Source organism: Robiginitomaculum antarcticum DSM 21748, from assembly GCF_000365025.1.
GTDB lineage: Bacteria > Pseudomonadota > Alphaproteobacteria > Caulobacterales > Maricaulaceae > Robiginitomaculum > Robiginitomaculum antarcticum.
In genome coordinates, this window is record NZ_KB823011.1 from 262,629 (window position 1) to 286,643 (window position 24,015).

At 54.2% G+C, this 24,015-nt stretch carries 24 protein-coding genes; 18 read left to right on the plus strand and 6 right to left on the minus strand.

What is annotated here, in order from left to right; genetic code table 11:
• Positions 1 to 67: 67 nt before the first annotated feature.
• Positions 68 to 3,727, minus strand: coding sequence for a vitamin B12-dependent ribonucleotide reductase (locus H142_RS0101285; RefSeq protein ID WP_017930279.1), 3,660 nt, complete (start codon positions 3,725 to 3,727; stop codon positions 68 to 70).
• Between the two features lie 347 nt (positions 3,728 to 4,074).
• On the opposite strand from H142_RS0101285, the gene H142_RS17215 reads away from it, so the two are divergent.
• The gene (locus H142_RS17215) at positions 4,075 to 4,266 is read left to right on the plus strand and encodes a DUF1294 domain-containing protein (RefSeq protein WP_407689915.1); all 192 of its coding nucleotides are present in this window, start codon (positions 4,075 to 4,077) and stop codon (positions 4,264 to 4,266) included.
• 57 nt (positions 4,267 to 4,323) lie between these two features.
• Here H142_RS17215 and H142_RS0101295 read toward each other — a convergent pair whose 3' ends face one another.
• Complete coding sequence (locus tag H142_RS0101295; RefSeq protein WP_017930282.1) at positions 4,324 to 5,004, minus strand: alpha/beta hydrolase; 681 nt, start codon at positions 5,002 to 5,004, stop codon at positions 4,324 to 4,326.
• A gap of 174 nt (positions 5,005 to 5,178) precedes the next feature.
• Here H142_RS0101295 and H142_RS0101300 point away from each other — a divergent pair, with 174 nt between their 5' ends.
• The 14 genes from H142_RS0101300 (at position 5,179) to H142_RS16920 (ending at position 15,623) form a co-directional block, all read left to right on the plus strand.
• A complete protein-coding gene (locus H142_RS0101300) occupies positions 5,179 to 5,613 on the plus strand; it encodes an RrF2 family transcriptional regulator (protein WP_026147695.1) in 435 nt (144 codons plus the stop codon).
• The gene (locus H142_RS0101305) at positions 5,610 to 6,740 is read left to right on the plus strand and encodes a cysteine desulfurase family protein (protein WP_017930284.1); all 1,131 of its coding nucleotides are present in this window, start codon (positions 5,610 to 5,612) and stop codon (positions 6,738 to 6,740) included. Before H142_RS0101300 ends, H142_RS0101305 begins: the two co-directional genes overlap by 4 nt.
• Positions 6,737 to 8,245 carry a Fe-S cluster assembly protein SufB gene (gene sufB / locus H142_RS0101310; RefSeq protein ID WP_017930285.1) on the plus strand — a complete coding sequence of 503 codons (1,509 nt, stop codon included), beginning with the start codon at positions 6,737 to 6,739 and terminating at the stop codon, positions 8,243 to 8,245. Before H142_RS0101305 ends, sufB begins: the two co-directional genes overlap by 4 nt.
• Positions 8,242 to 8,727, plus strand: coding sequence for a hypothetical protein (locus H142_RS0101315; protein ID WP_017930286.1), 486 nt, complete (start codon positions 8,242 to 8,244; stop codon positions 8,725 to 8,727). Before sufB ends, H142_RS0101315 begins: the two co-directional genes overlap by 4 nt.
• Before the next feature lie 50 nt (positions 8,728 to 8,777).
• Positions 8,778 to 9,173 (plus strand): Rid family hydrolase, encoded by a 396-nt coding sequence (locus tag H142_RS0101320; protein WP_017930287.1) that lies wholly within the window; start codon positions 8,778 to 8,780, stop codon positions 9,171 to 9,173.
• 152 nt (positions 9,174 to 9,325) lie between these two features.
• Positions 9,326 to 9,697, plus strand: coding sequence for a cupin domain-containing protein (locus H142_RS13880; protein WP_017930288.1), 372 nt, complete (start codon positions 9,326 to 9,328; stop codon positions 9,695 to 9,697).
• Positions 9,698 to 9,976: 279 nt separating this feature from the next.
• Positions 9,977 to 10,528: a hypothetical protein gene (locus H142_RS0101335; RefSeq protein WP_017930290.1), complete on the plus strand. Its 552-nt coding sequence runs from the start codon at positions 9,977 to 9,979 to the stop codon at positions 10,526 to 10,528.
• Positions 10,512 to 11,258, plus strand: a complete 747-nt coding sequence (gene sufC / locus H142_RS0101340) for a Fe-S cluster assembly ATPase SufC (RefSeq protein ID WP_017930291.1) — start codon at positions 10,512 to 10,514, stop codon at positions 11,256 to 11,258. The genes H142_RS0101335 and sufC overlap by 17 nt, the downstream gene beginning before the upstream one ends.
• The gene (gene sufD / locus H142_RS16025) at positions 11,248 to 12,321 is read left to right on the plus strand and encodes a Fe-S cluster assembly protein SufD (protein ID WP_169331786.1); all 1,074 of its coding nucleotides are present in this window, start codon (positions 11,248 to 11,250) and stop codon (positions 12,319 to 12,321) included. The genes sufC and sufD overlap by 11 nt, the downstream gene beginning before the upstream one ends.
• Positions 12,322 to 12,483: 162 nt before the next feature.
• Complete coding sequence (locus H142_RS0101355; RefSeq protein WP_017930294.1) at positions 12,484 to 13,701, plus strand: aminotransferase class V-fold PLP-dependent enzyme; 1,218 nt, start codon at positions 12,484 to 12,486, stop codon at positions 13,699 to 13,701.
• Between the two features lie 25 nt (positions 13,702 to 13,726).
• Entirely contained in the window at positions 13,727 to 14,218 is a 492-nt protein-coding gene (locus H142_RS13890) for an SUF system Fe-S cluster assembly protein (protein ID WP_017930295.1), read from the plus strand.
• Complete coding sequence (locus tag H142_RS0101365) at positions 14,215 to 14,571, plus strand: HesB/IscA family protein (RefSeq protein ID WP_017930296.1); 357 nt, start codon at positions 14,215 to 14,217, stop codon at positions 14,569 to 14,571. Before H142_RS13890 ends, H142_RS0101365 begins: the two co-directional genes overlap by 4 nt.
• Positions 14,572 to 14,689: 118 nt before the next feature.
• Positions 14,690 to 15,286 carry a glutathione S-transferase family protein gene (locus tag H142_RS0101370; protein WP_017930297.1) on the plus strand — a complete coding sequence of 199 codons (597 nt, stop codon included), beginning with the start codon at positions 14,690 to 14,692 and terminating at the stop codon, positions 15,284 to 15,286.
• Positions 15,267 to 15,623, plus strand: coding sequence for a TfoX/Sxy family protein (locus tag H142_RS16920; RefSeq protein WP_017930298.1), 357 nt, complete (start codon positions 15,267 to 15,269; stop codon positions 15,621 to 15,623). The genes H142_RS0101370 and H142_RS16920 overlap by 20 nt, the downstream gene beginning before the upstream one ends.
• Before the next feature lie 22 nt (positions 15,624 to 15,645).
• Here the strand turns inward: H142_RS16920 and H142_RS0101380 are convergent, their stop codons facing one another.
• From H142_RS0101380 to H142_RS17220, 3 genes are all read right to left on the minus strand, one after another.
• Positions 15,646 to 17,388 (minus strand): DEAD/DEAH box helicase, encoded by a 1,743-nt coding sequence (locus H142_RS0101380; RefSeq protein WP_017930299.1) that lies wholly within the window; start codon positions 17,386 to 17,388, stop codon positions 15,646 to 15,648.
• 157 nt (positions 17,389 to 17,545) lie between these two features.
• Positions 17,546 to 17,839 carry a hypothetical protein gene (locus H142_RS0101385; protein WP_017930300.1) on the minus strand — a complete coding sequence of 98 codons (294 nt, stop codon included), beginning with the start codon at positions 17,837 to 17,839 and terminating at the stop codon, positions 17,546 to 17,548.
• A gap of 1,183 nt (positions 17,840 to 19,022) precedes the next feature.
• Positions 19,023 to 19,223 (minus strand): GIY-YIG nuclease family protein, encoded by a 201-nt coding sequence (locus H142_RS17220; protein WP_407689914.1) that lies wholly within the window; start codon positions 19,221 to 19,223, stop codon positions 19,023 to 19,025.
• Between the two features lie 979 nt (positions 19,224 to 20,202).
• Here H142_RS17220 and H142_RS0101395 point away from each other — a divergent pair.
• Positions 20,203 to 21,258, plus strand: coding sequence for a diadenylate cyclase (locus tag H142_RS0101395; RefSeq protein WP_017930301.1), 1,056 nt, complete (start codon positions 20,203 to 20,205; stop codon positions 21,256 to 21,258).
• A gap of 125 nt (positions 21,259 to 21,383) precedes the next feature.
• Here H142_RS0101395 and erpA read toward each other — a convergent pair whose 3' ends face one another.
• Entirely contained in the window at positions 21,384 to 21,926 is a 543-nt protein-coding gene (erpA, locus tag H142_RS0101400) for an iron-sulfur cluster insertion protein ErpA (protein WP_017930302.1), read from the minus strand.
• Here erpA and H142_RS0101405 point away from each other — a divergent pair.
• Complete coding sequence (locus tag H142_RS0101405; protein WP_017930303.1) at positions 21,925 to 23,139, plus strand: deoxyguanosinetriphosphate triphosphohydrolase; 1,215 nt, start codon at positions 21,925 to 21,927, stop codon at positions 23,137 to 23,139. The genes erpA and H142_RS0101405 overlap by 2 nt on opposite strands.
• A gap of 81 nt (positions 23,140 to 23,220) precedes the next feature.
• Entirely contained in the window at positions 23,221 to 24,000 is a 780-nt protein-coding gene (locus tag H142_RS0101410) for an SPOR domain-containing protein (protein ID WP_017930304.1), read from the plus strand.
• Positions 24,001 to 24,015 lie beyond the last annotated feature (15 nt).

Here is a 24,015-nt window from a genome sequence, read left to right on the forward strand (position 1 = left end):
TAATGTTTTACGCAGATGCCCACAGCTAGGCCGCTTTTAAACGCCTCCTGTGGGTAAGTCAGTCTGTTTATGAACACCCTGTTGTACTACCACATGTTTCGCATTTTTGACAGGTTCCATTTCTTACAAGGGTGAAATGCCCGCATTCCGGACAGGCGTCCCCCGTATAACCGGCAAATCGGGCCAGCTGCGCCGCGCTGGGCGCAGATGATGCGCCGCCGGAGGATTGGCTTTTCGTCTCGCGGCTCTCTTCGGCTATGTCCTCCTGCACCAGATCATCAGCGTCATTAACCGGCGCGTCTTCGGATGTCGCGCGGAAGGGCACGATATTGGTTGGGTCGGGGGATGTTTCGCGGACAAAACCTTTGGAATAATTGGTCAAAGTGAGCTGCGGATCGCGGGTCTCACGGCTGCGCTCGCTCGCCCCGCCGCCCAGTGCGTCGGGCGTATTCTCGTCACCGCTATTATGGGCCAAATCTTCCCAGCCCAGATAGGAAATACCCAGCTCGCGGAAGATATAATCGAGTATCGAATTGGCCATTTTAATCTTGTCATTTCCCTGCACAGGGCCGGACGGCTCAAAGCGTGTAAAGACAAAAGCTTCGACAAATTCTTCCAGCGGCACGCCATATTGCAGACCGATAGAGATCGCGATGGCGAAATTGTTCATCAGGCTGCGAAAGGCCGCGCCCTCCTTATGCATGTCGATGAAGATCTCGCCCAGATGACCATCCGCAAATTCGCCCGTATGCAGATAGACTTTATGTCCCCCTACTGATGATTTTTGAATATATCCCGTGCGGCGGTCAGGCAGGCGGCGGCGCGCGGCGGGCTTTTCGACCATGCGCTCGATGATTTTTTCGACAATTTTCTCGGCCGCCTTGGCTGTACGCTGGGCTGTTGGCATATCCTCGTCCAGACTGTCGAGCGTCTTGTCGTCGAAAATCGCGCCGGATAAAGGCTGGCTTAGTTTGGAGCCGTCACGATATAGCGCGATGGATTTAAGTCCGATCTCCCACGCCTTACGATAGGCTGCGGCGCAGCTCTCAATCGTAGCATCGCTGGGCAGGTTGACGGTTTTGGATATGGCGCCCGAGATAAAGGGCTGCGCGGCGGCCATCATGTAAAGATGCGCGTCTGCTAATAAGGAGCGCGTGCCGATGCGTCCACAGGGCGTGGCGCAGTCAAAGACAGGTAAATCCCCGGCCTTTAAATGCGGCGCGCCTTCCAGCGTCATCGCGCCGGAAGCATGGATATTGGCCGCTAAGATATCATCTTCGCTAAAGCCGAGCGCGGGCAGCAAGTCATAGGCATGGGCGTCAAGTTGCGCCTCCGTAAGGCCCAGCGCTTCTTTGCAAAACTCGTCTGTGAGCGTGTGGCGGTTAAAACAAAACCGGATATCAAACGCCGTCTTCACGGCTTTATCAATGGCGGTCAGTTCAAGATCAGAAAATCCCTTGGCCGATAATGTCTCGTGATTTATGGCGGGCGCGCCTTTTAGACTGCCGCGGCCCAGCGCGTAGTCGATAATGTCTTTGCGCTGTTTGGCCGGATAACCCAGCGCGGTCAGGGCCTGCGGTACAGCCTGGTTGATGATTTTAAAGCTTCCGCCGCCGGCCAGTTTCTTAAATTTGACCAAAGCGAAGTCCGGCTCAATCCCGGTTGTATCGCAATCCATTAACAGGCCGATTGTGCCGGTCGGCGCGATCACGCTGATCTGGGCATTGCGCAGACCATGCGCTTTGGTCAGCGCCAGAGTTTGCGCCCAGATTTGCGCCGCGCGATCAGCGGCTTCGGGGAAGATGCAATTGGCGGCGTCCAGCGGAGCGGGCACAATAGACAGGCCTTTATAATCCTTCATCGCTGTCTTGCCGTGCGCCGCGGCGGCATGATTGGCGATGACCTTAACGGCGCTAACCTTATTACGTTTATAAGCCGCAAATGCGCCGTGATGCTGCGCTATTTGAGCCGATAATTGATAGGCCGCGCCGGACATTAAGGCGGTAATCGCGCCGGCACTGGCGCGGGCAGGCGCGCTGTCATAGGCAAGGCCGCAGCGCATCAGCATGCCGCCTAAATTGGCATAGCCCAGACCCAATGTACGGTATTCAAAGGAGCGCTGCGCAATGGCTTTGGACGGGAAAGCCGCCATCAGCACAGAGATTTCGAGCGTCAGTGTGAACAGACGGCTGGCATAGACAAAACCGTCCGTATCAAAATCTCTCTCTTCGGTTAGGAATTTAACTAGATTCAGAGAGGCAAGGTTACAGGCCGTATCATCGAGAAACATATATTCACTGCAGGGATTGGACGCGGTGATCTCTCCGTCCTTGGCGCAGGTGTTCCAGTCATTGATTGTGTCGTGAAACTGCAGGCCCGGATCCGCGCTGCTCCATGCGGCGTTGGCGATCTGGTTCCATAGATCCCGCGCGCGAACCGGTTTGGCAACTGCGCCGTCGACGCGGCGTATCAGGTCCCATGTCTCGTCGTTTTCGACCGCCTTGAGAAAAGCGTCTGTAACGCGCACGGTATTATTGGCGTTTTGTCCGGAGACGGTGAGATAGGCTTCGCTGTCCCAATCGGCGGTGAGGTCAGGGACTTCGATGGTGTCTATGCCTTGGCGGGCCAGTTGCAGAGCGCGGGCGACCGCGCCTTCCGGCACGCCGCTGCGGCGCGCGGCTTTAATTTCGCGGGCCAGCGCCGCATTTTTGGCCGGGTCAAAACAGATCTCCGGCGGGCCTTCGCAATTCACACACGCTTTAATGACGGCGTTGAGCCGCTCGCGCAGAACCTTCGCGCCTGCGACCAGCGCCGCGACTTTGGTTTCTTCGCGCGCTTTCCAGCCGATAAAAGCCTCAATGTCGGGATGGTCGATATCGACGACGACCATTTTGGCGGCGCGGCGGGTTGTGCCGCCGGATTTGATCGCGCCCGCGCTTACATCACCGACACGCAAAAAGCTCATTAGGCCGGATGAGGTTCCACCGCCGGAGAGCGGTTCGCCCGCGCCGCGAATATGGGAGAAATTACTGCCCGTACCGCTACCGAATTTAAACAGCCGCGCCTCGCGCACCCATAAATCCATAATGCCGCCATTACCGACCAGATCATCATCGATTTTCTGGATGAAACAGGCATGGGGCTGCGGATGGGTATAGGCGTCTTTGGCCAGCGCGGCCTTTCCCGTCCGGTGGTTGACAATCCAGTGCCCGCTCGGCTCGCCGGTGAGGCCGTAAGCCCAGGCCAGTCCGGTATTAAACCATTGCGGAGAATTGGGCGCGCCCATTTGCGTGGCGAGCATATAGCGCATTTCATCAAAATAGGTCTGCGCGTCATCTTCGCTATCAAAATAGCCGCCCCTCCAGCCCCAATAGGTCCAGCATCCGGCAAGACGGTCAAAAACCTGCCGCGCATCGCTCTCCCCGCCATAGCGATCAGCTTTAGGCATGGCGTCCAGCGCATCAATATCGGCAATACGCGGGCGAAGCCATTCAGGGACATTATCGTCTTTTTCGGCGATGGTTTTGGCGGGAACGCCCGCGCGGCGGAAATATTTCTGCGCCAGGATATCGCACGCCGTCTGTGACCAGGCCTCCGGCGCCAGAAAGTCCTGCGCGGCAGCTATGACGGTGCCATCGGGATCACGCAGCTCGCTGCGCACGCTGGTAAAGCTTATGCCGCTATAGGGCGACTGCCCTGATGTCGTGAAATGACGATTAATGCGCATAGATGGCCTTTCCTCGGCCATTCAATATAGACCCCGAATCGCTATCATTCAACGTGTCTCACTGGAAAGAGTTGGGGATAGCCCAGGTCAGACTTTTCCATGCTGAATCCGAGCAGCCGCCGCATCGGCGCGCTCAGGACAATGTTGAAATAATTATTTAATGTATAAAACTTACACGTTTGGCGTTTTCAGGGGGATAAAAAGCATAGCTTTATGACACAAACCGTCTTAATTTATGTCGAACTATACGTCCTCGGGATTAATATGGTCGCATTTACCGTGTTCGGCATAGACAAGATGGCGGCTAGAAATGGTGACCGCCGTATATAGAGCAAACTTTATTACTGATCGCGGCTCTTGGCGGCTCGCCGGGCAGTATGATGGGGCAACGCATTTTTCGGCATAAAACCCGAAAGCAACCTTTCAAAGCTCAGCTTTATACGATTGCGGTGATACAAATTGGGTTCTGCATTGCGCTGGGTTTTGCGCCATTCCGCAATTTTGTAAGTACAAGCCTCCAAAGTATATTTGGTTTTTAAAGTACCACATTACGTCCGGTTAGAAAAAAAGCCCCGCCGGAGCGGGGCTTTAAGACTTTAACCTTCGAGCAACCTTGGCCCGCGCGGTGGACAATAACGCGGATCCAAATGCTCATCCAGATAATCGTCAACGATATCCAGAGCCTGCTCAAGATGGTGGGTATAGAAATGGTCTGCGCCTTCAATAGGCGTGGCCGTCACAGATGTCCCTTTTTGCGTGCGAATGCGGCTAACTGCGCCGACAACATCATCCGGCGGGATAATCTGATCTTCGGTACCGTAAGTCACCAGACCGGACGCCGGGCAGGGCGCGAGGAAGGCAAAATCATACGTATTGGTCGGCAGGCTCATTGAGATGAAACCGGCTACTTCGGGGCGACGCATCAAAAGCTGCATGCCGATCCACGCGCCGAACTGATAGCCGGAGACCCAGCTAAACGGCGCATTTTGGTTAAAGCTTTGGAGCCAGTCCAGCGCGTAAGCGGCATCCTGCAGCTCTCCGGAGCCATTATCATAAGTGCCCATAGAGCGGCCGACGCCGCGAAAATTAAAGCGCAATACGCTAAAGCCGCGTTCTTTATATTGCTCATACATGGCAACCGGAATGCGGTGATCCATATGTCCGCCCGCTTTGGGGTGGGGCGGCAAAATGATGGCGCAAGGCGCGGCAGGTTCGCTTGACGGGTGATAGCGGCCTTCGAGACGGCCTTCAGGGCCGGCGAAAATGACTTCAGGCATGAAAATCCTTTATGGCGTGCGGCCAATTCGCCGCGCCTGCAAATGCAGGTCTTAATCTTGACTAAAACAGTCGGAATACTTAACTTCCAACTAACTTGTGATTTAGCGCGGCTCATAACAAGGGCGTTGCGAAAAAGCGAGGGTGAACATGCACTTAATGGGTAGGATTAGGCCGTGAAACTGACTGCAAAGGGACGATATGCCGTGATGGCCGTTGCCGACCTCGCCAAATTTGGCGCAGGCGATCCGGTCAGCCTGTCTGAGATTTCGATGCGGCAAGGTATTTCGCTCTCTTTTCTGGAGCAAATTTTTGGCGGTTTGCGCCGCGCCGGACTTGTCGAAAGCTCTCGCGGCGCGCAGGGCGGATATGCGCTGGCCCGACCGGCGGCTACTGTGACCTTGGATCAGATCATCGCCGCCGTAGACGAGCAAGTCCGCGCCCATGGCTGTGACCCGACCAAGCGCGCAGGGTGCACGGGCGGGAACGCTAAATGCCTAACCCATGATTTATGGGGCGCATTAGAGAGCCATATTGGCGAATTTATGTCGCGGATCAGCGTTGCTGACGTGGTCGATGGCCGCGCATTTGCTCTGGAGGCGGCGCAATGAGCAATGATGTAATGACTCGCCTTTACCTCGATCATAATGCCACGACCTTTATGCGTTCTGAGGCGATTGATGCCACGACCGAAGCCATGCATGTGCACGGCAACCCGTCCGCGCAACACGCCGATGGCCGTGCGGCGAGCGGGCTTATATCTACGGCGCGCGAGGCTGTGGGGCTCGCGATGGGCGTCTGCGCGCAGGATGTGATCTTCACCGGCGGCGGGACAGAAGCGGATAATACCGCCGTGTTCTCCGCTTGGACGGCAGGATGCCGCAAAATGCTATTCTCCGCCGCCGATCATCCGGCGACATACCGCGCAGCTGAGCAATGGGGATGCCCGCATGAGTTTATTCCCGTCGACGCGAATGGCGTGACGGATGTGGCTTGGCTTGAACAGCGCCTGAGTAAATGGGATGAAGCCGATGGCCGTCCCTTTGTGTCTGTCGCTGCGGCCAATAGCGAAACCGGCGTGATCCAGCCCGTTGAGGCGGTCGCGGGTTTTGTCGGTGATGCAGGCGGTTTACTGCTGGTCGACGCTGTTCAAGCGTTGGGTAAAATCCCGATGACCTATATCGCCGATTATATTTCTGTCTCTGCGCATAAAATCGGCGGGCCGAAAGGCGTTGGCGCGCTTTATATCTCGCCGGATGCCCCCGCGCAGTCGCTATTGTGTGGAGGCGGACAAGAACGCCGCCGCCGCGCAGGTACGATGAATGTTGCAGGGATTGCAGGTTTTGGCGCTGCGGTAAAAACACTTGACGATATGACGGGCATGAATGCCCTGCGTGATGCCCTCGAAACAGGCCTCAAAGCGATGGAGCCGCGATTGACAGTTTTTGGCGAACATGTAGAGCGTTTGCCCAATACATCATTTTTCGCTGTACCGGATGCCGGCTCCATGACGTTAATGATGCAACTCGACTTGCACGGCATATCGGTTTCAACCGGAACAGCCTGTTCGTCCGGAAAAGTCGGCGAGAGCCGCACGCTCAAAGCGATGGGCGTTTTGGACAAAGCCCCCAAAGGCGCGATCCGCGTTAGTCTCGGGCATGACAACACCCTGTCGGACATTAATAGATTTCTGTCTGCATGGGCCAAAATTAGACACAAAGAACGGAAAGCCGCATGAGCGAAGACCTGAAAATCAAAGAGGCCAAAGACAGCATTGAGCAATCGACCGTTGACGGCGTTCGCGCGCTTGAGGCGGATAAATACAAATATGGCTTTGACAGTGATATCGAACAGGAATTTGCGCCTAAGGGCTTAAATGAGGATATTGTTCGCTTTATTTCGGCCAAAAAAGAAGAGCCGCAATGGCTGCTCGACTGGCGGCTGGAAGCTTATGCGCGCTGGTTAACACTGGACGAGCCGAAATGGGCAAATGTTGATTATCCGGAAATTGATTTTCAGGACGCTTATTATTACGCCGCGCCGAAACGTGATGAGGATAAGCCGCAATCACTCGACGAGGTCGATCCTGAAATTCTCGCTATCTATGAAAAACTCGGCATCAGCCTGAAAGAACAAGAAGTTCTGGCCGGCGTTGCGGGCGCGCCGCGCGTGGCCGTCGATGCGGTTTTAGATAGCGTCTCTGTGGTGACGACCTTTAAAAAAGAGCTGGCCGAGAAAGGCGTGATTTTCTGCTCATTCTCTGAAGCTGTGAAAGAACATCCGGAGCTCGTGCGCAAATATATGGGCACAGTGGTGCCGCAAACCGATAACTTCTATGCGACGCTCAATAATGCCGTCTTTTCGGACGGATCATTTGTTTACATCCCGCCGGGCGTGCGCTGCCCGATGGAGCTCTCGACCTATTTCCGGATGAACGCGCAGGGGACGGGGCAGTTTGAACGCACGCTTATTATTGCAGACAAAGGCTCATATGTGTCTTACCTTGAAGGCTGCACCGCGCCGATGCGCGATGAAAACCAGCTTCACGCGGCCATCGTCGAAATCATTGTCCATGAGGACGCCGAAGTGAAATATTCCACGGTTCAAAACTGGTGGCCGGGCGATAGCGAAGGCAAGGGCGGGGTCTATAATTTCGTCACCAAACGCGCCGATTGCCGGGGCGATAACTCCAAAGTCAGCTGGACGCAGGTCGAGACCGGCTCTGCCGTCACATGGAAATATCCCAGCTGTATTTTGCGCGGCGATAACAGCCAGGGCGAGTTCTATTCCATCGCCATCACCAATGGTCATCAACAGGCCGATACCGGCACAAAAATGATCCATTTGGGCAAAAATACGATTAGCCGCGTCATTTCCAAAGGCATTAGCGCCGGTAAATCCAACAGCACTTATCGCGGGCTTGTCTCTGCCCATCGCAAGGCTACGGGCGCGCGTAATTTTACGCAATGCGACAGCCTTTTAATCGGCGATCAATGCGGCGCGCATACGGTTCCTTATATTGAGAGCGACACGCCGACCGCGCAGTTCGAACACGAAGCGACGACCAGTAAACTCTCCGATGATCAGCTGTTTTATTGCCGTCAGCGCGGCCTGTCCGAAGAAGACGCCGTCGCGCTTTTGGTCAACGGCTTTTGCCGTGACGTGCTGCAAAAACTGCCGATGGAATTTGCAGTCGAAGCGCAGAAATTAGTCGCCATCAGCTTGGAAGGATCAGTCGGATGATCAGATATTTTTGTGTTATCGGCGCGGCGGCTTTTCTCGCCGCATGCGGCAGCCAAGAGCCGCAGGTCCCTGAAGCTCCGGTCAAGCCGGGCACGATACAGGCTCCCGCTACGCCGTCAGTTAGCAATAGCGCTGAGCTGTCGCGTGATGATTTTAACCCGAAATTCGCCTCGTGGCTCGAGCTCGAGCTGGGGATGGATATCGACACAGCCGAGCCGATTATCCGCGAGCGGTTTGGCGATGACATTCAAGAAGAAGGTCAGCTCAGCTTCACGATAGAGCGTATCTATAGCGCTAATGGCCGCACCGTTATTCTTGCGACGCAAGAGGGCGCACTGGACGATTCGATTTCGGCGCAGCAACTTTATGCCGAATTTATCCCCGACTCGCCTCTGACCAATAAATTAGAGTTTTTCGGTCTTCGTCACAAATGCCGCCGCGGCGATAATCCCGGGCAATGGACGACGCAGCTTTGCCCCTAACTCACCGACTATTATGAGCCCAATAATAATTTAATAGAGGAGCCAAAATAATGGCTAAAAAAACTGCCCCGAAACGTACGCTGATTCAGCTCTCCGATAGCGAAGCGAAATATTCTATGTCGCGCGCTTTGGTGCAGGGCGATTTTTGCTTTGTCTCCGGCACGCTGGGCTATGATTATGCCAAGGGCGAACTGCCGCAAAGCGTCGCGCAGCAAACGCTCAATACATTTACCAATATCCAAAGCGCGCTGAAAGCGGCCGGGTTCGAGCTTGGCCATACGGTGCGCGTTCAATACACGGTCGCTAACCGTGATGACGTCGCGAAAATCTTGCCGATCTTAGAGAAATTCTATGGTAAAATCCGCCCCGCTGCGACCATGGTCATTGCGGATTTAGTGGATCCCAAGGGTAAGATTGAAATCGAAGTCACGGCCTATAAAGGATAAAATAAATACCATAGTTAGCCTCATCCTGAGGACGCCACGAAGTGGCGTGGACTCGAAGGATGAGGCGGCGAATTGGGTAGCCAAACCCCGTCCTTCGAGTCCCGCGGCTATCGCCGCGCCTCAGGATGAGGTTGGATTTAAGATAATTATTTATGATTCAAAAAATAAACATCACTGATAAATTTGACCTCTTCAGCGAACACTGGCGACCCAAAACGGTTGCCGAGATCAACGGGCAAGAGTTTAAACTCGCCAAAATTTTCGGCGCGTATCCGTGGCATGCCCATGCCGAAACGGATGAGATGTTTTTCTGCTGGCAAGGGGAGTTTATCCTCGATGTCGAGGGTGAGGACAGCATTGTCGTTAAACAAGGCGAAGCCATCGTCGTCCCCAAAGGCACCGTCCACCGCCCCCGCGCCGAGTCGGAATGTCAGATATTATTGCTGGAAACTGTCGGTACAAAAAATAATGGCAGCGCAGCTGTCGACGTAAAATATGATGCGCCTGTAAGCGAGTGGGTTTAGGTATGCCAATTTTTACCAAATTCAGCCTCATCCTGAGGAGCGCGAAGCGCGTCTCGAAGGGCGAGGCGAGAGGCTGGGTGGCCAAACCCCGCCCTTCGAGTCCCGCAGCTATCGCCGCGCCTCAGGATGAGGTTTGGGTAAAAATTGAGCGCTACATCTCCCGCTCACCCGTGATCGACGCTGCCCAGAGAAAGCAAGGATCCAGAGTTAGGAACTGCATCAAGTCGCTCTGGATCCCAGCTTTCGCTGGGATGAGCGGATTGAGTTTGGGGGTATGTTGTGTATAATTATGCTATCGATCAGACTACTGCAATTGCAGGCCTTGCAGTGTTGGCATCAGTGTTTGCTTCCATAATAGCTTTATATGGTGCTTGGCGAGCAAATAAAATTGCCGAAAAAAACTTATCCGCTTCAGTCGAGTTGCAATTAATTCAGTTTCGTGAAAAATGGATTTCTGAGCTAAGAGAGGAAATGGCAGGCTTTTCAGCTTCTATAACATCACCACATTATGGTGGAGATATCCTAGCAAAAATGCTTTCTCATTTTCACAAAATATCTTTACTTATGAATGATGAGGATCCGCTCTATCCACTTTTAATGATGCAATTGGCTCAAATATCAAAAGCTGCTGTTTATCGGTTAGAAACCGAAACGAATAATACGATGTTGAGTGCTGAAAATGCTTTCAAAGCATCGCCAAAAGAATTTCCATTTCTAAATGATGAAGCCTTCAATATTAATATTTTTGAAAAAATTTCTCGAAACATACTCAAAAATGAGTGGGAACGAGTTAAAACAGACATGAGAAAATATAATGCTAAAAATCAATAATTTACACGCGACTGTTGATGACGGTCAAAAGCAAATCTTAAACGGGCTTTCGCTCGAGGTTCCGGCGGGTGAAGTCCATGCGATTATGGGCCCGAACGGGGCGGGCAAGTCGACTTTGGCTTATGTCCTGACGGGCCGTGACGGCTATGACGTGACAGAGGGTGAGGTCACTTTAGATGGTGAAGACCTGCTGGATATGGAGCCCGAAGAACGGGCGGCAAAGGGCGTGTTTTTGTCCTTTCAATACCCGCTGGAAATTCCGGGCGTGCCGACTATGACGTTTTTACGTACGGCAGTGAATGCCCAGCGCAAGGCGCGCGGGGAGGAGCCGATGGGGGCGCCGGAGTTTCTCAAGACGGCGCGCGCGCTTGCTAAAGAGCTGAAGATCAAACCGGAGATGCTCAAACGTCCGCTGAATGTCGGCTTTTCCGGCGGCGAGAAAAAGCGCATGGAAATTTTCCAGATGATGATGCTTGCGCCGCGCTTTATCGTCATGGACGAAACCGATAGCGGCCTTGATGTTGACGCGCTGCGCATTGTTGCTGACGGTGTGAATAAGCTGCGCGGTGCGGGCCGGGGCATGCTGATTATCACCCATTATCAGCGCCTGCTGGACTATATCGTCCCTGACCGCGTCCATGTGCTGTCGCAAGGCAAAATCGCCGCCAGCGGCGATGCCGACTTTGCCAAGACGCTCGAATCCGAAGGCTATGACGCATATGCCGCATAACACCACAGCCGAACAGCGATTGGGAAGTCCGCTGCCGAGTAAGCGCGACGAAGTCTGGAAATGGACGGATCTGCGCCGCGCGGTGACCGACAAAGCCGGCGGGCTAACATCGGCTGCGCGGCCGAAATTTGATCTCCCGCATGGGGTCAAAATACGGGAAGGCGAAGGCCCCGAAAAGCAATCAAAAAAGTACGGCCACGGCACGATGGCCGCGCTGGCTAAAAGTTTTGGCGGGAAAAGCTGGGAAATCTATGTGCCGTCAGGATTACGACCGGCTGCGCCGCTGGTAATTTCCGACATAGCGCGCGGCCATTGCCGCATCATGATTATGGTCGATAAAGGCGCGCATATTCACCTGTTTGAGCATTATGGCGGCGAGCAGGGCGGCTTTACCAATAGTGATATTCAAATCCATCTGGCCGAAGGCGCAAAGCTGACCCGCACGATCATTCAGGATGATCCGGCTGATCATTGCCGCATTGCCAATGCGCATATCGCCATTGAGGAGGGCGCAAAACTGACGCAGCATTGTCTGGCTTTTGGCGGCGGTCTGGTGCGGATGGAAACCAATCTGACGAGCGAAGGTGAGGGCGTTACCGCTGATATGGGCGCGGCCTATCTGCTGTCCGGAGAGCGGCATTGCGATATGACCAGCGTTATTCGTTTGGCCCATCCGAATTGCACCATCGACCAAGCCGTAAAAGGCGTTGTCGACGATAAAACGCGCGGCGTCTTTCAGGGCAAGTTCCTTGTCGAGCGCGCCGCGCAGCATACTGACGCGCAAATGCGTCATGACGCGCTTATGCTGTCTGATCGCGCGCAGGTTCGCGCCAAGCCCGAGCTTGAGATCTATGCCGATGATGTGGCGTGCGAGCATGGCAATACGCTGGGGCAGCTTGACGAGACCTCTTTGTTTTATATGCGTCAACGCGGCATTCCCATCGCGCAGGCCCGCGCCATGTTGACCGAAGCCTTTGTCAGCAGCGTATTTGATAGCGTCGAAGACGATGATCTGCGTGAGAGCCTTTTGGTTAAGGTGCGCGAATGGTTGGAGGCCCGGTGATGACGTTATGCCTAATTCAAATATTACCTCATCCTGAGGACGCATCGCAGATGCGTGGACTCGAAGGACGGGGTAATATGGAGAGCCAAAATCCGCGCCCTTCGAGTCCCGCGACGTTCGTCGCGCCTCAGGATGAGGATTTTGGTATGATGGGGGCATTTTATGACTTTTAACATCGACGAGATTCGCGCCCAATTTCCGATCCTGTCCCGCGAGATAAACGGCTATCCGCTGGCCTATCTGGATAATGCCGCCAGCGCGCAAAAACCGCGTGCGGTAATTGACGCCATGTCGCGGCAGATGGAAACCAGCTTTGCCAATGTCCATCGCGGCCTGCACAGCATGGCGAATGAGACCACGGCGGCCTTTGAAGGCGCGCGCGGCAAGGTCGCGGCCCTGCTTGGCGCGCCGTCAAGCGAGCAGATCGTCTTCACGCGCGGCACAACCGAAGCGCTCAATCTTGTGGCCTATGGTCTTGCGCACACTCTAAAACCCGGCGATGAAATCCTGATTACGCAGATGGAGCATCACTCCAATATCGTCCCGTGGCATTTTCTGCGCGAGCGCTATGGCGCGGTTTTGAAATTTGCGCCTGTCCTCGACAATGGCACTCTGGATCTGGACGCATTCAAATCCATGTTGTCGGCCAAGACCAAGATTGTGTCGGTTGTGCATATGTCCAATATGCTGGGTACGCTGAACCCTGTCACTGAAATCACCAAATGGGCCAAAGCGGCGGGCGCGACGATGATTGTCGACGGCACGCAGGCCGTGGTCCATAGCCGCGTTAATGTCGCGGAGATCGGCTGTGATTTTTACGCCATGACAGGGCATAAATTATACGGGCCAACCGGCATTGGCGCGCTTTACGGTAAGCCAGCCGCGCTTGAACGTCTGCAGCCCTTTAATGGCGGCGGCGAAATGATCGAAGACGTCTATGAAGACCGCGTGACCTATGCCGATATTCCGCACAGATTTGAGGCGGGAACCCCGCCCATATTAGAAGCCATAGGCCTCGGCGCAGCGATTGACTGGTTCATGGCGCTGGATCGCGACATGGCATGGCAGCATGAAATGGCGTGTTATTATCACGCGCTGGACGGGCTGCGCGATATTGACGGGTTTAAACTGATCGGCGACGCGCCGCAGAAAGGCGCGGTTCTGTCCTTTACCCTCAAAGGCGCGCATCCGCATGATATTGCCCAAATCCTTGATAAATACGGCGTGGCCATTCGCGCCGGACAGCACTGCACGCAGCCGCTCATGGCGCGATATGACATTCATTCCACCGCCCGCGCCAGTTTTGGTGTATATAATACATTAGGCGAAGCTGATCGTCTGGTCGCTGCGGTGAAAAAAGCCCGCCTCTTTTTATCCTAGCCCGAATAGCTATATTGAGACTGTAATGACTGAAGCACCACAAAGAGACAATATTGACCGGCAGCGAGACGCCGAAGCGCTCGCTAATGCGCAAATCCCCGGATTGGCCCCTGAAAATGAGGTGTCTAAGCCCAATACGGACGCTGCGCCCGCGAAACGCGATGTTATTGATGTATCAGGCGCGCCCGTCGAGGCGCCCAGTGACGCTGAGATTGAGCGCATCACTGAAGATGTGATTAACCAGCTTAAATCCGTTTATGACCCCGAAATCCCCGTTGATATTTACGAGCTTGGCCTGATTTATAAAGTCGAGCTTGAAGATGACCGTTTGCTCAAAGTTCAGATGACCCTGACCGCGCCGGGCTGTCCTGTGGCCGGCGAAATGCCCGAATGGGTGCGCGAAGCCTGCGAAGTTGTTGCGGGTGTGCGCAAATGCGAAGTGTCGATGACCTTTGACCCGCCCTGGACAATGGAGCGCATGAGCGATGAGGCGAAATTAGAGCTGAATATGTTATGACCCGTAGACCCAGACCCAAATTAGTCACCCTCTCTGACGCCGCGGCGGCGGAAGTCAAAGATATCTTGGCTGAGCGCGGCGAGGGCCATCTTCGCGTGGGCGTCAAAAATGGCGGCTGTGCGGGTATGGAATATTTCATGGACTATGTGTCCGAGATCAGCCCGCTCGACGAAGTCGTTGAAGATAAAGATGTTTCTATTGTCGTCGACGCGAAAGCGGTTCTCTTCATTTTAGGCAGCGAAATCGATCACGAGACGACTTTGCTGCACAGCAAATTTGTTTTCCGTAACCCCAACCAAACCGATGCCTGTGGCTGCGGCGAGAGCGTGACGATCATTCCGGCGGTTGTTTAGCGGCGCTATAATCTGCGGCATGTTCCAGGCCTGATTTCTACGGGCCATGATATTATGGGATATAGTCATTATTCTACACCGTCTTGCGGCGGCGGGGATTGAATTATAGGCTCGCTTAATGAAACTCTATTGTAATCCGATCTCGCCCTATGCCCGCAAAGCCATGATATTGGCGCGAATTAAAGATATTGATCTGATCGAGGCCTCTGTGACCAAAGACGGCGCGAATGGCTATACGGCCGGAGACAATCCTGCGGGCAAAATTCCGGCGCTGGAGCGTGAGGGTCACGTGACCCTTATGGATAGCCCTGTGATTTGCGACTATCTGGACAGTCTGTCCGATCCGATATTGCCGCAAAACGGTGAGGCGCGATGGACGCAATTGCGTCTCCATGCGCTGGGCGACGCGATATCCGATGCGACTTATAATTACCGGTATGAGACTGTGCGCGACGCCGCGCTGCATTGGCCTGAAATCATCGCGCGTCATGACCAAGCTTTGCGCAATATTATCGGCGCAATCGCGGCGGACGTGGAGGCTTTGTGCGGGCCGTGGGAGTTCGGCAATTTGGCTATTATCTGCGGTCTGGATTATTGCAGCTACCGCGCGGGCCATATTGACTGGCGCGCCGCGCATCCTCCGCTGGCCAAATGGCATGCGCAATTTGCCGCTACGCCAGTGTGGAAAGAGACATATGCCTATCACGCCGACTGAGATTGAAGATGCCATGGCGCAGTTTTCTATGCTCGGGCCAATCCGCACGCGTAAAATGATGGGGGGCCTGACGCTTTATGCCCATGACGTGACATTTGCGTTTTACGCCCCTGATCAGGGCTATTTTTTAAAATCAGACGCGCAGACCCACGCTGATTTTGAAGCCGCCGGTATGGCGCGATTTATATTTGTCGCGAAAAGCGGCAAAAGCGGGACGATGAATTATTTCGCCATGCCGGACGCCGCCTATGACGATCCGGAGATTTGTGAGCATTGGGCCCGCAAATCATTGGACGTCGCGTTGCGCGCTGCGGCCAAGAAAAAGAAGTCTCCGTAGACTATCGGTACGCGTTAAGCCTTTAAAAGCCCTGTTTTAGAAATGACGGCACATCATCACCGAAGCTGCTCTTGCCTTTTGGCGAGGCGTTTCTGGATTTTGGCGCGGGCTTTTTCGCTGCTTTTTTATTAGGCGCAGCTTTTGCCTCGTCACGCCTAGGTTCATAACGCTTAGAGTCGGCGCGTTTGGTCGTGTCGCGCGGTTTTTCCGGCGTCCCGGCGTCAGCGGTCTTCGGCGCGTCCGTTTTGGCAGCGGCCGGTTTTCTGCGCTTTTTCACCGGAGCCATGCTGGCGGTTTCGCCGTGGTCTTTGACAGGACGATCGCGGCGCTCTCCGCGCGGGGAGCGGCTAGACTTACGGTCACGGCCGCGGCCTTTGTTGCGCGCGGTCTTATCACCGGGGCGGACATCGGCGGCCAGACTGATCCCGTCCAGCGTCATTTCCTCTATGCTGTCTTTTTTCAGCATATGCAGGACGCCTTCATAGTTTTTCACGTCGACGGGGGACACCAACATAATCGCTTCGCCGTGACGGCCCGCGCGGCCCGTGCGGCCAATACGGTGGACATAATCTTCGGCGTGGTTGGGCACATCATAATTTAGAACATGGGTGATGGTATCCACATCCAGACCGCGCGCGGCGACGTCAGAGGCCACAAGAATTTTTGTCTTGCCGTCGCGGAAATCCTGCAAGGTCTGCGTGCGCACGCTTTGCGGCAGATCGCCGTGAATAGGCTCGGCATTCAGGCCGTGTTTGTTCAGCGATTTGGCGACAATATCGACATCGCGCTTGCGGTTACAAAAGATGATCGCAAATTCGAATGTGCCGGATTGCTCGATAATGCCGCGCAAGGCATTGCGTTTGGCGCGCGCGTCATTGCTGGGCATTTTAATGATGCGCTGCGTCACATTCTTCGCCGTTGTGCTCTGGCGGGCGACTTCGACGCGCACAGGATTATGTAGGAAGGTCTGAACCAGACGGGTAATTTCCGGCGGCATAGTGGCCGAGAAAAACAGCACTTGGCGCGTAAATGGCGTGATCTCGAAAATGCGCTCAATATCGGGAATAAAGCCCATATCGAGCATGCGGTCCGCTTCGTCGACGATGAGCGTTTGCACGCCCGTCAGCAGAATTTTACCGCGTTCGAATTGATCCAGCAAACGGCCCGGCGTGGCGATCAAAATATCAACGCCCTTATCCAGTTTTCTTTGCTGCTCTGTAAAACTTACGCCGCCAATCAGCAGCGCCATTTCCAGCTTCAGATATTTGCCGTATTCTTCGACATTCTCCGCGACTTGCGCGGCCAGTTCGCGGGTTGGACATATGACGAGGCAACGCGGCATGCGGGCGCGCGCCCGTCCGCGTGATAATTTGTGCATAACGGGCAGAATAAAGGCGCCGGTCTTGCCGGTGCCGGTCTGCGCAATACCTAAAACGTCACGGCCCTGTAGCGCGTGGGGAATGGACTGCGCCTGGATCGGGGTCGGGTATTCATAGCCCTTATCGGCGAGCGCTTTTAAGATTTTCGGGGCGAGGCCCAGCTCGGTAAAAGTCGGTAGATCGCCGTCTTGCGGCGTGGCGGCATTTTGCGCCGGCGTCTGCGCAGCGGCCTCTATCGGGGCGGCGTCTGTTGCCGTGTCCGGAGCGGTTTGCCCGTCTCGGTTCGGGGCTTTGCGGCGAACGCGCGTGCGGGGTTTACGGGCGGGCTCGGGGCGTGTGGGTATAGTCAAAGTATATGTGCTCCCGTAAAAACAGGAGCCTTTCATGCAGGCTCGCTCCGGCGCGTGCATATGCAAGGCATCGGGCGATATATGGGGCGCAAGCCCTCATGGCCTGCCGTCAATATGGGCCGCCCTGTCCCACGCTTTACGCCAAAGGTCAATACGGCGCGGCAGCGGCTGATATTGCGCGGTCAGACCGCCTTCACGGCGAATGCGGCTCGGCGTCGTCCTCCGGCGGCATCGGGCTGTGATGCGCGGCCCTATCCAGTATCGTCAGCAATTTTTCACGCAGCATATCCGCGTCGTCGGGATGGAGCGGCGGCAAGTCCTCATAGGCGATACCCTTTGGCGGCCAATCTTGATCATCCGCTGCCTTTTTGGCTAAGCGCGCCTCGGCCACCAAAGCCGTAACCTGCGCCAGTTCATCAGACGGAGACAGAAAGGCCCGCCCGCAATCGGGGCAGGCTTTTGGGTTGCAAATTCGGTTTCTGGACATTTTATTTCCTTTATCGTTGAGTCATCCCATCAGTCACTGCGTGACAGCCGCCGGAGCGGGTGGCACCCGACCATCGGGCGGGTGAAGGAGGGGGCATCGCCCAAGCGTCATCATGCGGTGACGCATCGGGTCGTCACATTCTCAATTATTTGCGGGCGCGTCCGCGAAGCCGTCTCGTTGCCGGAGACCTAATGGTAAGTGTTTCGCAAAGAGTTAGCTTCGCGGCGATATCTCACGGCCGATACGCGGCTCTCGCTAAGGCCACACTCCGCAGCGCAGAATGCTCCCAAACCCGTTTGATGTAGGCCGTAACCCCACCTCGCCCGGATCCAATACCGATCTCTCATAAGTTCCGAACGTCGACACCCGGCCCGCCACAAGAGACAAGTTTAAAGATAGGGGTGATTGGGGAGGCGGGGACGCATTTATTTTGAAGTGCGGTTTTATGGGGGGAAGGTGAGGGCGAAAGCGGGGATAGCAGGGTAAATAATGGGATCAACGCCTTGTACACCCTCAAAGATACCTGCCTTCTCCCTGATGGGAGAAGGTGGCGACAGCCGGATGAGGGGAAATGCGTGCACAGCGAGCACCGAAAGCCCGCGCCTGATGCAGGCCCTCAATTCAACGCCCCTCACCCGCCCTGTCGGGCACCCGCAACGGCGGCCCGGCTCTCCCATCAGGGAGAGGGCCGATAGACGGGAGTATGGTTTGTAGAATTTGATTGAGCCTCTAAAGGATAAAATCCAAAAGGGAGCCTCATCCGCTCCGGCGGCCCGGTCGAAGGACGGGGCGATGGTGGAGCGCCCAAATGCGCGCCTTGCGTATCGCCACCCGATTAATGCGCTCAACACGGGTCAGCAAGCGTGGATTGTTGGGATGGGGATTGTTGGTTCCGTCCCGTGCAGATAACGTGTCGCGACTCATGTGTCGCGACGCGATGTCGGATTTCGCTGTGGCTCTATCCGACCTACGGTTAAGCGCGAAAGTGTAGGTCAGCTAGAGCTCTGGCGAAAGCTGACAGACGCAAGTCCGCTGTTCTCAATCCAGCCATCCGCCGTCACCCTCGGGCATGACCCGAGGGTCCACGTTTCCGCATATATCGCGCGGCGCGATGAACCCCAAACCAAGCACGCAAACCAACTTAGCCAATCCCCGTCATACATAAAGTCTCCCATGTCGGGGTTTATCGGGTGCCAACGCGGTTTGTTGTCTTGATGAGTTTAATTTTCCGATCCCGATACCTCCGCTTCAGGCTCTTTTCGGGCTGGATAGCATCGGCCATAATCTCATGCTCTTCATACCAGACGAGGTAACGAGCATTCGCACGCGCCGTGAAACTTTTGGGATTTGAACGTGAATAATGCGCCCAATCGCGTGATGCCAAATCAGACGTGACACCGATATAAATAGTGCCGTGGCGCTAGAGGCTATATATACACACAAGGCTGCATGAATTCATTATTACGACATGGATCCTCGGGTCAGGCCCGAGGATGACGGTACTATAATGTGACTTCGCTTTGTGTGCGTCAGCGATAGGTGGTCAATCCCTGCTAAAAGCATCGCCACCGTAACGTGCAGCGCTTGAGTATATATGAAGTCGCGTGTTATTCGCGCAGTATAACATGGGTGAGGCGTGGATATGCTGTTTGCGGGAAAAGCGGATATTACAAAAGATTTTTTTACACTTTGACTATGCAGGTTAAGTTTAAAAATAAAGGCATAAAGTTAAATTAGGTCATTATTGCTAATTTGATCCTTTACGAAATCAATAACAACTTTAATCAAAGAATTAGGGAAAATACTCGCTATTGTATAAGAGCGGATGAAGGTTATAATAAAATTAACGTTAGATGGAGGATGTTGTGGAAGTAAAGACTTGTACAAAAACATATAATGTCTGCAATGAATTTGTAGCGATTAATGAGGGGTATAGGCGTGCAAAACTAATCGACTTGTCTAAAATCGAAATAAAACTTCGATCACCGGAAGGCTCATTGAAGAATAAGTCAGAGTTTGAAGTAAAGTTGGCCGTCTCTCTTTATAGAGAGTTTCTGGCTCTTAATTACGCATATAGGCAGAAGAGGATAATACCAACACAATTGATAGACTGTGTTTGGCATGCCCATATTCTTGATACACTAGCATATGCGAAGGACTGCGTGTATATTTATGGAGAGTTCTTACACCATAATCCATATTTCGGATTAAATGGCCCCGAGGATGAAAAGTGCTTGATTGAGGCATATGAACAAACTTGTAGCCTTTGGAAAAATCATTTTAAACATCGACCAGATTTTTGTGCAACTTTTAACAACTCTGCGAGATGCGGAAATAGTTGCTCATCATGTTCACGCTAAACCATGATTGATCTGGGGGCTGAACAGGAACGGCATATCACATTCTTGGAACGAGAATTTGATGAAAATGGGTTTTTGCAAGATGACCCTCACAATTTGAAACAATCCCTTCTTCGCGAAGTGGTAGAAACAATATTCGAGCCTGCCTTTGAGGGACAAAAGCCTATTCACGGGGCTATAATCTGTTCTCACCCATTCAATAAATATAAGCAAGATCTTCCTTTCGACATTAAAATAAATGATGATACGAATCTGGCGCAGACATACTGCGACGGTGTCACTGTGTTTCGCCTGAGAGGAAATGGTGATCGAGGTGTAGTTGTGCTTACAGAGCCAATCATAAATGAGCTGGATTTATTTACACTTCGAGATGATGTTTTATATAAGCTGTCCGGCAACTCACACACAGAAACCCCATCCAAAGAACTATACGCAGTAAAGAAAGGAAAGTCCGGTGAAATAACAATTCTATGTAGGGAAGGAATTGTAGTTCACAGAGATGCAAGATTAGAGTTTTTCAGGTATCAATATCATTTCAAGTCTAAACTCATGGATTTTATTGAGGCCAAGTGGACGGACAATCCATGGGAAAAGCAAACTTTAGATTCCATATTAAGGATGGCGATCCATATTTTGAGTCCAATACCAGGTGTTGGAGGTACATTTGTGCTCCTCCACCCAGATGACCCAATCGATTATTGCGAGACCTCACACATCATTGAAGAAACTGAATTATTGAATTTGAAGAATTCTATGAGTTTTCCGTGGGGTTTGGATGTAACACAAAGAGCCCACCAGACCATACTCGGAAATCTCATGAAAAATACTGATGGTGCCGTAGTCCTTTCAAGCGATGGGGTAGTTAAGGCTGCGAAGAGTTGGCTTGTCATTCCAAGAGATAAAATTTCTGTGAACGAATCTGATGGTGGTACTCGCCACCTCACTTCTCAGAGTTTTTCATCTATGATCCAAGGGCTTGTTTTCGTTGTTTCGTCAGACGGCCCTGTAACACTTTATTGTGGAGAACAAAAAGTATTCCGAACTAATGAAGATGGATGACCTGCAGAAAGTAAAAGTTAGCAATTATTTTCTAAATAATTAGATCTGAGAATACGGTTCCGCTCAATACAATTTCTTTGGATTATGAACGTTATTAAATCTGCAATTGAACCGTCCCCCCCCCATCAAATACTAAAACTCGTGCCGCAGCCACAGTTCGCGACTGCATTGGGGTTGTTGATTTTGAACGCGGCGCCGATGATTTCGCGGGTATAGTCGATCTCGCTGCCGGTGAGAAATTCGAGGCTCATTTCATCGATCAGGATTTTCGCGCCGTCGCGCTCTATCACGAGGTCATCCTCATTGGCGCTGTCAGCGAAGCCGAATTCATATTGAAAGCCGGAGCAGCCGCCGCCATTGACGGCGACGCGCATATAGGTGCCTGCGCCGGGTTGGCCCATGATTTTTTTGATCTGGGTCGCGGCGTTTTCCGACATGGTGACGGGCAGGGCGGCGGGGACGGCGGGGCTGTTCTTGGCCGTATCGGACTGGTCTGTGGCAGTTTGGCTCATATCATCTCTCATCACTGCGCCGTCATTGCGCCCCTTCATGGGGTGTGCACCGGCGGCTATGCTCTCTATATAGGGGGCGGCGCGCCGATTCCCAAGCCCGGTTTTACACAGGCCGGGTAGAGCCGCGCCGCTATAATGACGATCAGGAGCGGTCATGAGCCAGCCATTTATCACCGATTTCCCGCCTGCCGCGCCGCGCGCCGTCTATGCCAGCCAGCCGGCCAGCGCGCGCGGACGGCGGATCGCCCAGCCCTCGGGCAGTGAGCGCAGTCCGTTTCAGCGCGATAAAGACCGCATCATTCACAGCTCTGCCTTTCGCCGTCTGAAGGGCAAGACGCAGGTCTTTGTCGCCCATGAAGGCGATTATTACCGCACGCGGCTCACCCACAGCCTCGAAGTGGCGCAGATTGCGCGCTCGATCGCGCGGGTTTTGGGGCTGGATGAGGATTTGGCCGAATGCCTTGCGCTGGCCCATGATTTGGGCCACCCGCCGTTCGGCCATAGCGGCGAAGAAGCGCTGCAAGAGGTGATGGCGCCCTATGGCGGCTTTGACCATAACGCGCAGACCCTGCGCATTGTTGAGGAGCTGGAGCGGCGCTATGCCGGGTTTAACGGGTTGAACCTGACATGGGAGACGCTGGAGGGGATTGCCAAGCATAACGGGCCGATTGTCGGTGAAGGGATTGATGCAGAGCTGCCGTGGGCGCTGACCGCGCTGGATGATTATCAGCGCCTCGAGCTGTCGACCTTTGCCGGGCCGGAGGCGCAGGTTGCCGCGCTCGCCGATGATATTGCCTATAATAACCATGATATTGATGACGGGCTACGCGCCGGGCTGTTCACGATAGATGATATAACGCGCGACGTGCCGTTTGTGGCGGCGGCGTTTGAGGCCGCGCGGGCGCGCTATCCGGATATATCGGAGAACCGCCTGATCCACGAGGCTGTGCGCGATATGATCGGCATTATGGTGGCGGACGTGCTGTCTGAGAGCCGCACGCGGCTGCAGAGATATAAGCCGCAAAGCGCGCAGGCGGTGCGCGAGCTGTCTGCGCCTGTGATCGCGTTCTCAGCGGGCTTTAAGGCGCACGAGGCGCCGTTGCGCAGTTTCCTGTTTGAAAATATGTACCGTCATTACAAGGTTAACCGTATGATGGGACAGGCGCGGCGCGTTGTGGCGGAGCTGTTCGGGCTGTATATTCAAAGCCCCAACCTGCTGCCCACGGCTATAGCGCGCCAGTGCAGCGGGCCGGAGACGGCAGGCAGTGCGCGCGTGATCTGTGACTATATTGCCGGCATGACCGACCAATATGCTGTGACCGAGCATGGAAAACTGTTTAGCGTAACTGGATATTTACGCGGTAATTGATAAAAGCGGTCTTGGCCGTCATGATAGCACTTATGGGGCAATGATTCGCGCGCGCTTAGCGCTGCCGAGCAGGGGACAGAGATGATGATAACAGAGCAGAACGGCGCGGATGACAGAGGCGGCTTTCCTGAAGATGACAGCAGCCCGATCTATTCGCCTGCCATGGAAGAACCGCAATTTGACGCGCGTCAGGCCGATAACCGCCGCGCTTTTATGCTGTTTGGCGGGGCGATTGCGGTTTTATTGATCATCGCCTTTCTGGTGCTGAAGGCTTACGGCTCCGGCACGCGCGGAGACGGCGAAGTGCCGCGCATTATCGCTGATACCTCGCCGTATAAATCCCAGCCGGATGATCCGGGCGGTAAGCAAACTCCTAATCAGGATATCAGCGTCTATGACCGCGTGAACGGCGAGCCTGCGCGCGAAGACGTCACCATTATCAAAGACAGCGAAGAGCCGGTGCAAATGCCCGCCAGATCCGACGCGCCCGGCATTAAAATCGGGATCCGCGGACAGGATGAGCCTGACGTACCGGCCTCCACACCCGAAGCCAAACCTGCCGCCAAGCCCGCCGCGACGCCGACGCCGACGCCTGCAGCTACCGCCAGCGGAGATTACGCCGTACAAGTGGCAGCGCTGCGCAGTCAGGCTGATGCCGAGACGCTCTGGACCGGGTTTACCGCCAAACACAGCGCGATCCTGCCGTCCGGCTATGCCCGCGATATTAACCGCGTTGACCGCGGCGAACGGGGTATTTTCTATCAGCTCCGCGTAGCCGGATTTAGCGCGCGTGATGAGGCCAAACGGTTCTGCGAACAGCTTAAAACACGCGGGCAAGACTGTCTTGTTGTGCGCCGCTAGATGTGGCCCGGACGC